The organism is Dactylosporangium sp. NPDC000244 (genome assembly GCF_040300725.1).
Lineage (GTDB): Bacteria > Actinomycetota > Actinomycetes > Mycobacteriales > Micromonosporaceae > Dactylosporangium.
Genome location: NZ_JBEPEH010000009.1, coordinates 291,313 through 299,584, shown reverse-complemented (window position 1 = coordinate 299,584; position 8,272 = coordinate 291,313). Strand labels below are relative to the sequence as shown.

General features: G+C 67.6%; 8 protein-coding genes. 6 read left to right on the top strand and 2 right to left on the bottom strand.

Annotation, left to right across the window (positions count from 1 at the left end; all coding sequences use genetic code 11):
- Both ABT369_RS15555 and ABT369_RS15550 read left to right on the top strand, forming a co-directional pair.
- Window positions 1-403 (top strand): hypothetical protein (locus ABT369_RS15555; RefSeq protein ID WP_350612431.1); only part of this gene is annotated, 403 nt, incomplete at its 5' end.
- A 126-nt stretch (window positions 404-529) separates the two neighbouring features.
- Window positions 530-2,569, top strand: coding sequence for a cytochrome D1 domain-containing protein (locus ABT369_RS15550; protein WP_350612429.1), 2,040 nt, complete (start codon window positions 530-532; stop codon window positions 2,567-2,569).
- On the opposite strand, the gene ABT369_RS15545 is transcribed toward ABT369_RS15550, so the two are convergent.
- Complete coding sequence (locus ABT369_RS15545; RefSeq protein ID WP_350612428.1) at window positions 2,566-2,871, bottom strand: hypothetical protein; 306 nt, start codon at window positions 2,869-2,871, stop codon at window positions 2,566-2,568. The genes ABT369_RS15550 and ABT369_RS15545 overlap by 4 nt on opposite strands.
- 11 nt (window positions 2,872-2,882) lie before the next feature.
- Window positions 2,883-4,556, bottom strand: coding sequence for a hypothetical protein (locus ABT369_RS15540; protein WP_350612427.1), 1,674 nt, complete (start codon window positions 4,554-4,556; stop codon window positions 2,883-2,885).
- Between the two features lie 220 nt (window positions 4,557-4,776).
- On the opposite strand from ABT369_RS15540, the gene ABT369_RS15535 reads away from it, so the two are divergent.
- The 4 genes from ABT369_RS15535 to ABT369_RS15520 all read left to right on the top strand — a co-directional run bounded on the left by ABT369_RS15535 (window position 4,777) and on the right by ABT369_RS15520 (window position 8,239).
- Window positions 4,777-4,974: a hypothetical protein gene (locus tag ABT369_RS15535; protein WP_350612425.1), complete on the top strand. Its 198-nt coding sequence runs from the start codon at window positions 4,777-4,779 to the stop codon at window positions 4,972-4,974.
- A 29-nt stretch (window positions 4,975-5,003) separates the two neighbouring features.
- Window positions 5,004-5,351 carry a hypothetical protein gene (locus tag ABT369_RS15530; protein WP_350612424.1) on the top strand — a complete coding sequence of 116 codons (348 nt, stop codon included), beginning with the start codon at window positions 5,004-5,006 and terminating at the stop codon, window positions 5,349-5,351.
- 256 nt (window positions 5,352-5,607) lie between these two features.
- On the top strand, window positions 5,608-6,165 hold the full coding sequence (locus tag ABT369_RS15525) for a Uma2 family endonuclease (RefSeq protein ID WP_350612423.1): 558 nt from the start codon (window positions 5,608-5,610) through the stop codon (window positions 6,163-6,165).
- 658 nt (window positions 6,166-6,823) lie between these two features.
- Complete coding sequence (locus ABT369_RS15520; RefSeq protein WP_350612422.1) at window positions 6,824-8,239, top strand: hypothetical protein; 1,416 nt, start codon at window positions 6,824-6,826, stop codon at window positions 8,237-8,239.
- Window positions 8,240-8,272: the final 33 nt, after the last annotated feature.

The window sequence follows — 8,272 nt, the reverse complement described above, 5'->3', positions numbered from 1 at the left end:
GGGAGATAGAGACATGAGCGACGTCGACTACGGGCAGTACGAGACCGGCCAGGAAAGCGCCGAGCTGGACCAGCTGCACCAGGCCGAGGGTTCCGAGGCCGACTACAACAGCCAGTTCGGCGTGTACGAGCAGGACCACTCCGCGGCCGAGTCCACCGACTTCTCGCAGGGCCACCACGTCGAGTACGACGCCCCCGGCGCCGTGCACTACGAGTCGGACGACTACACCAACTACTCCCACGACGCGTCGGTCGACGACCACGTCTTCGCCGCGGAGGGCTCCGAGTCCTCGCACCAGGCCCAGTTCTCCGAGCTCGACATGCTCAAGGAGCGCTTCGCCTCCGGCTTCGCAAGCGGCACCATGTTCAGCGGCACCAACACCGAACTCGAGGCCGCCAACTGAAAAAGCACCGACACCCGAGATGCGGCCCGCCAACCGGCGGGCCGCATCTCGTTCGGCGTCAGGGCGGTCTGTCCGGATTGATCACGCGGGACAACGCGGTGGTGACGGTCGCCGCACAATGTCCTCGTGCAGAGGCCCCTCATCGCCGGACTCCTGGCGGCGGCCGGCGCGGCGACCGCGCTCGTCGGCGTCGCCGCCCCCGCCTCCGCGGTGGCCCCCAGGCCGGTGCTCTACGTCGGCGGGTATGGCACCGGCCTCGCGTCGGTGATCGACCCGGCGACCGGCCGGGACCTCAACCGGATCGGCGACGACAACCCCCAGGGCGTCACCGGGCGGATCGCGTTCGACGCCGGCACGGGCCGGGCCTACGTCGCGACCGGCAACGACCTCAACGTCGTCGACGTCGCCCAGAGCCGGATCATCAAGTCCGTCGGCCTCACCTTCGGCCCGCTGGGCGCGGCGCTCGCCCCGGGCGGCGGTCGCGTCTACACCGCCAACTCCGCCGACAAGACCGTGACGGTCATCGACACCACGAGCTACGCGACGGTCGCGACGATCGTCGTCGGCCGGAATCCGGCGGACATCGCCGTCGCCGCGGACGGCAGGCACGCCTACGCCGTCGCCCAGGAGCTCTACTCCGACCTCGGCACCGTGTCGGTCATCGACACGGCGACGAACACGGTCACGGCGAACATCCGGGTCGGCCGGCAGCCGCGGTCGATCGCCGTCGCACCGGACGGCACGCGCGCCTACGTCGCCAACATGGACGACTCCACCGTGTCGGTGGTCGATCTGGTGGCGAACAGGATCGCCGCGACCGTCGACGTCGGGGCCCAGCCGACGGCCGTGGTGGCCTCGCCGGACTGGGCGCGGATCTACGTCAGCAACTACGCCGGGAACTCGGTGTCGGTCATCGACACGGCGGCGAACGCGATCGTGGAGCGGGTGCCGCTCGGCGGGCACGCCCACGGCGTCACCATCGCGCCGGACGGCCGGAGGGCGTACATCGGCGTCGAGGACGGCACCGGCGGTCTGCTGGTCCCGTTCGACCTGGCCACCAACGCGACCGGGACGCCCCTGCGGATCTCCCGCGTCCCCGGGAGCGTGGTCTTCGTCGACGTCGCCGACCCGGCGGGGCCGTCGGCGGACTTCTCCGTCGAGCCCGTCGCCGGCGACCCGCCCAACACCTTCAGGTTCGACCCGAGCGCCTCCGGGCTGGTCCGGATCGTCTCGTCGGCGCTCGACACCGGTGACGGCTTCACGTACAAGTCGCCGACGCCGAGCTTCTTCACGCACACGTACCGGGCGCCCGGCACCTACACGGCCTCGCTCACCGTCACCGACGCCGAGGGGCGCGCGGCCACCGTGCGCAAGCAGGTGCGAGCGGCCTCGCCGAGCCGGACGTTCTCGCTGCTGGCGCTGAGCAATCTGCGGTACGTCACCGCCGAGGACGCCGGCCGTAAGCCCCTGATCCCGAACCGCACCGCGGCCGGGGCGTGGGAGAAGATCCGGGTGAGCGACCTCGGCGGCGGCGATGTCGCGCTGTTCGCCCCGGTCAACAACCGGTACCTGACCGTCGACCCCGCCACCTCGAAGGTGGTCGCGAGCGCGGAGAACGCGGTCCCGTTCGAGTTCGTCGCCGGCGCCGACGGCGTGTTCAGCCTCCGGTACAAGGCCACCGGCAGGTACGTGAGCACGAACTTCGACCGCGAGCTCACGGCCGACCGCACCGCGATCGGGCCGTGGGAGCGGTTCGCCGGGACGGTCGCCACCGACGTGTCCTGGGGCTCGGTGGTCCGGGGGCTCGTCTGCGCGGAGGACGGCGGCCGCAAGCCGCTGATCGCGAACCGATCGGTGGCCGGCTCGTGGGAGACGTACGACCTCATCGACGCCGGCGACGGGCAGGTCGCGTTCTTCGCCCACGCCGACTACCGCTTCGTCAGCGCCGAGGCGGGCGGCGCGCAGCCGCTGATCGCCAACCGGACCGCCATCGGCGCCTGGGAGAAGTTCAAGATCCTCTTCAACCCGGACGACGGCACGCAGTCGCTGCTCGCGAACGCCAACGGCCGGTTCGTCACCGCGGAGGCGGGCGGCGCGCAGCCGCTGATCGCCAACCGGACCGCGATCGGACCGTGGGAGCGGTTCAAGGGCCTGCCGCAGACCTAGCTCAGGCCAGGTGCGCCGCCGAAGCAGAACCCCATCGCCGCGAGCCGGGCCGCCGGCGCGCGGCGGTGCAGCTCGTCGAGGGCCGAGCGCATGTCCTTGATGAACCGGGCCGGGCCGGCCGCGCTCACCGGGGCGGACGCGCCCGCGCCTGGAGCGGGGGCCGGGTCCGTGCAGGCGGCGAGCATCGAGGCGGCCAGCGCGGCGCCCACACCCATCAGGGAGAGGCGCCGCAGGGCCTCGCGGCGGTTGATGAGGCCGTCGGCGTAGTCGACCACGACCTCGGACGTGAGGTAGGCGTTCACGCCCCTCAACGCTAGTGCTGGGAGGTCCGGTCCGCCGGAGGGAACGGCCATTCCAGCTTGGGCTTGTCCGAATCGCCCTCGGGCTGCTCCGCCTCGGCGGCGGGGACGGCCACCGGCTCGCGCGTGGACGCGGGCCGCGCCGGGGCCTCGGGAGCCCGGGCCGCAGCCGGGGCCGGGGCGGCCGGAGCCGGGCGGCGGCGGACCGAGGCCAGCAGCTCGCGCGGCGTCGGGAGGTAGTTCCACAGCGCGCGGTCGGGGATACGGTCGGCCGGGGCCAGCTTGCCCCACAGGACCGCGACGGCCACGCAGACGGCGAAGGCGAGGACGAACGGCCAGTAGTTCTCGCCCGTGCCCGGACTCGTCTCGACCGCCGGTATGAACCGGGCGATGTCGGGCTGCCGGATCTTGCCGGCCAGCCAGGTGAAGATCGGGTCGTTGCCGTCGCCGCCGCCGGAGGTGAAGCGCCAGAACAGGTTGACGTCACCCGTGAAGGTGATCAGGAAGCCGAACACGCCGGTGGCCAGGGCCAGCGCCAGCGGGAACCAGCTGTGCAGGCGCTGGAGGGTCACCGCCACGTAGAACGCGAGGATCGGCACGAGCACGACCGGCAGGCGCCCGGGCGGCGTGAACCCGGCCCACCAGGTGCGGAAGGTGGAGATGGCGAGCATGTACGGCAGGATCACCGCGAGCAGCATCCAGTGCGCCTGCATCCGGCTGTTGCGCCGGCCCACCAGGAACATGCCCGGCACCGCGAGCGCGAGCACAGGGAAATGACTGATCAGGCCGTACTGCCGATCGAACAGAAGCCCCGCGAGCCCCCGCTGCGGCGGGATCTGCAACACCCCGTCGCCGAGCGCCGAGTTGCCGGGGGCCGGGTTCAGCGACTGGTAGTGGGTGTAGTTGAAGATCTCGAGCGCGAGCAGCAGCACGAGCATCGGCACCGCGGCCGGGATGTAGGCGGTCAGCGCCCGCACGCCCTTCGCGCCGCCCCGGTCGACCCGCAGGAGCAGCAGCACCCCGAGGATCACGGTGAACAGCGTGAACCGGCCGTGCACCCAGGGCATCCAGCCCAGCCCCGCGGAGGCCAGCGCGACCTGCCACTTCGCCGGGCGGGCGGCCACCAGCACGCGCACGGCGTAGGCGACGAACAGCGCGCCGAACGGGTCGATGAAGAGCATGGACGCGTACATGTAGATCGGCGTCGCGACCACGAAGATCCCGGTGACGATCGTCGCGTAGGAGCGGGCGATGCCCATCTCGCGCATGATCCGGAACATGACCCCGACGGTGAGCACGCTGGCCAGCACGACGACGGCCTGGGCCCCGATGCGCCCCCAGATCATGAACGGGATCGTCCACAGGATCGGTCCGCCGAAGTTGTGCAGCGGCACCATGACGCCGTCGGCGTTCGGGTACACGTGGGCCTGGATGTCCTCGGGGTAGAAGACCCGAAAGTCACCGTTGGCGTAGGCCTGCGTGAGGTCGAACGTGTGATATTTGCCCAGCGCGATGCTCTCGATGAGGTAGTGCGGCTCGTCGCCGAGCGGCGGCATGCCGAGGCGCATCTTGGCGGCGATCGCGTAGAGCACCGCCGCGAGTGCCATCAGCGCCCAGATCACCTGCCGGTCGCTGAACCGAATCGTGACCTCGGGCTCCGGATCCGTCTGGATCGACCGGTTCGCCACTAGTTACCTCCGAGCCATGGGACGCGCGACGGCGAACGTAGCACGTCCCCTCACCCGGGGGAGTCCCCCGAAGCGCGAAAACGACTCGGCCTCACATTCCAGGCGGCCGACCCCACCCGCGCGCGGCTGGGCCTGGGCGACAATGCGGCCGTGGATGATGTGGTGGCAATCGAGGTGCGCCTCGCCGACGGGGGTCTCGCTACTTCCTGACCTGGGGTCGATGTTCTCGCTCGGGGGCGATCTCATCAGCGCCCGGCTCGGTGCCAGCCTGCGCGAGGCGGCCGAGTCACCCGACGCCCCGTACCTCTACGAGTGTTTTCTGAGCTTCTGTCGGAAGTCGGTCCCTGGCGCGGACGGCTACGAGTCCTGGCGCGCCGGCGAACAGATCTCCTACTGCGGTCGCCGCAGCGGCTCCTAGATGCCCGACACGAGTGAGGTGAGGCTGAGGTGTCGCGTTCCGCGAAGAGGTTCTACACGGTCGCCTGGTCGGCGCAGGACACGACCGGTGGGCCGCTTGACGAGGTCTTCCGTGCCCTGCGGGAGGAGCTTCCTGACCTGACCATCGAGCGGGTCCGGCGGACGCACCCGGGCGACGACGACAACGTCTGGTGGCTCACGCTCGCGGAAGCCGATTCGGATGTGCAGATCGATTCCGCCGAGGGCGGTGAGCCGCCGTTCGTCCTGGAGTCGGACACCGATCCGGCGCGTCGCGTGGCCACCGTGGCCATGGCAGTGACCACGCTGAGCGGGAAACGACTCAGGGCTGGCTCCCTGTTTCCAGGAAACCAGCCCTGAGCTGGAACTTCACGAAGTCGGGGTAGCCGGATTTGAACCGACGGCCTCTTCGTCCCGAATTAAGCCGATACGCGATCTTGAGCTGAGCCGTTTCGTGTTTCTGCAGCTCAGGACGTTGGTGAGTGTCGGTCTACGTAGGGCCGCAAGTGGCGTCTTCGCAAGATCTTCTCCCAAATTCTCCCAAGCGGGTGGCCGCTGCTCGTCGCTGGCGGCCACCCGTGGGAGGCTGTTTGCAGGAGGTGAGTCGCCTGTGAGCGTGGACGTGCTGGAGCACCTCGGGCCGTGGAGTGAAGAGGAGTACTTCGCGCTCGGGGAGACTCCGAACCGGGTCGAGCTGATCGATGGGAGCCTGCTGGTGAGTCCGGCGCCGGGGGTTCGGCACCAGATCCTGTCCCGCCGCATCGCGAACGCTCTCGATGCGGGTGCGTCGTCGGCCGGCATGCTGGTCCTCGAGGCGGTCAACGTCCGCCTACGCACCGGCCGGATCGTCATCCCGGATCTCGTGGTCTCGGACGTCGAGGACGGGTCCACGGTTGAGTCGGTTGACGTCGCCCTGGTCGGCGAGATCGTGTCGCCGAGCAACGCGGGGATGGATCGGCTGGTGAAGATGCAGCTGTACGCGGCCGCGCGGATCGACTGGTACTTGCTGATCGAGCCCGAAGCGCCGTCCTCGGTGACGCTGCGCTTGCTGCGCCTGGAGGGCGAGCACTACGTCGAGCTCGCGGTAGCCGGCGCGGGGGAGACCCTGACATCGGATGTCCCGTTCGCGATCCACCTCGACGCTGATGCGCTGGCTGCCCGCCGCTCCTCCTGATCGACCCCTTCAGCCCCTCCGTATACCCGTCGTCCACCCTCCGGGGAACAGGCCGGCGGTGGGGGCTGCCCTCGTGAGTACGGACCGCGACGGCCACGACCACGCTTGGCGGCCCCCACCGTCGGCCTGTTGGCGTTGCCTGGACGACGGGGCTGCGGAGGGGCGCCCACCGGAACCCTGAGGCCCCCGGCTGGAGGCCCCGCCGGAGGCAAAGAGCGCGAGTACGGATCGGCTGGCAGGGAGCGCAGCGACCGGTGTCCGCGGGAGCGACGGCATGTAGCGCGGCGAGCCGGGGCCATGGCCTGCAGGACCATCGATGTGCCGGTACCTGGCTGGCCTTATATCTAGTGCTGCTGCTGTCGGCCCGCGCGTGGGCCACCGGCCGGTGGGCTCCCGGCGCCGCGCGAAGCGCGGGCGCCGCTTGCACGCCGAGCCGGCTGACCGCGTGCGGGCTGCGCCGGAGGCGCCTTGATCTAGTACAGCCAAATTCGGCAACGCTGAGGCACGTTCTATGCGACGGAGCCTACCTAAAAGCGGCCTTCAGAGCCTCGGATTGTCTCGCTATCATGTTCAGGCGTGGATACCGTTGAATCGTCTGAGGCGACATACCGCCCCCGCTCGGCTAGTACGATTTCAGGCAGGAAAGGACTTCAGGTCCATGGGACTTGTCCCGGAGTCACCAGAGCAGAACTCTGTCGCCCAGGTCGACAGCCCCACAGCGGAATCGCTCCTTAGGGCTGCCGAGAAGTCCGTACCAGCCCTGAAGCTAGCGGAAATTCGTATCTCGATCACTCTGGCAATCGTTTCGGCCATTCTAAGTGTGGGTCTACTCTTACTTGTCGCCCTTTGGTTCGCCGACTTTCCGGCCATCGAAAACGACGGCCAGGTAAGCGCTCGCAGTCTCTTTGAACTCGTGAAGCTTGTTTTTGCCGTCGTCGCCGGAATCGGTGGCGTCGCGGCCCTCGTGGTGGCATATCGAAGGCAGCGAGTGGCTGAACACGGAAGTAAAATAGCAGAGTTTGCCCACCGCCTGGCGCAGGCTGCCGATGAACGAGCAGAGATATCCAAACTTCTCGCACAGGCCGCAGATGAGCGCGCGAAACTCGAGAGTGACCGCAACGGTGTGCGCTTGTTCCATGAGAGATTTGCGAAGGCCTCTGAACAGCTCGGAGCAAGTGAAGCCGCTATCAGACTGGCTGGCGTATACGCAATGGCGGGTCTCGCTGATGATTGGGAAGACGGTCGGCAAACGTGCGTCGACGTCTTGTGCGCCTATATTCGCATGCCCTACTCGCCAGCGAACGAGACTGATGACCAACCGATCCGTTTCGCCTCCCGTCAGGAGCGCGAGGTTCGGAACACGGTGCTCCGACTGGCGGCTTCTCACCTCAGGGGGGATGCATCACCCGTACATAGTTGGCAAGGATTGCGACTAGACTTTACTGGCGCTACATTCGACGGCGCCGACTTCTCTTACGTGCGAATTCTTGAACCCACGAAGATCATATTTGACTACGCAATGTTTGTGGCCGGTCGCACAACTTTTACGGGTGCTCAATTCTTGGCGAGTGTGTCATTTAGAAGCATTCGCCTCGTCGGTGGCACCATCGATTTTAGCGGGGCAAGATTCTTAGATGGCGGCCTTAGTTTTCGCTACTCCGTATTTACGAAGGGTTCGATCGAATTTGCCGACGGAGGAAGTCCGTCACTTGTTGGTGGATTTCTCGATTTCAGTTCGACTAAATTTCACGGAGCTGGTATGAGCTTCGGATACCCATGGGAGCCATTCTTCACAATGGAGTCAGGGCGCATTAAGTTCGATCACACGGAATTCAACACCGGATCGCAGTGGTGGGCGGGCAAACTAAATGGCGGTCGCCTTTCATACGAGTGGGCAACATTCAAAGGAACCCGTATTGACTTTACGGAGGCAGAGTTCAACGGCACATCGGTTGAGTTTCATCCTTTGTCAAGCAAAGAGCCCGGAGTGCCACCGAAGTTTGGAGATGCGCCGCTACGGGGTGTCAAGATGCCAGATGCGTGGCGTATGAAGCCCCGTAAAGATGGCGACTAACTCCGGCCATCCGCAAAACGCGGCTTCGGGGGG

Coding starts and splice junctions, on each gene's coding strand:
- ABT369_RS15535 (WP_350612425.1), top strand. CDS start 4,777: ATGTTCTCGCTCGGGGGCGATCTCATCAGCGCCCGGCTCGGTGCCAGC.
- ABT369_RS15520 (WP_350612422.1), top strand. CDS start 6,824: ATGGGACTTGTCCCGGAGTCACCAGAGCAGAACTCTGTCGCCCAGGTC.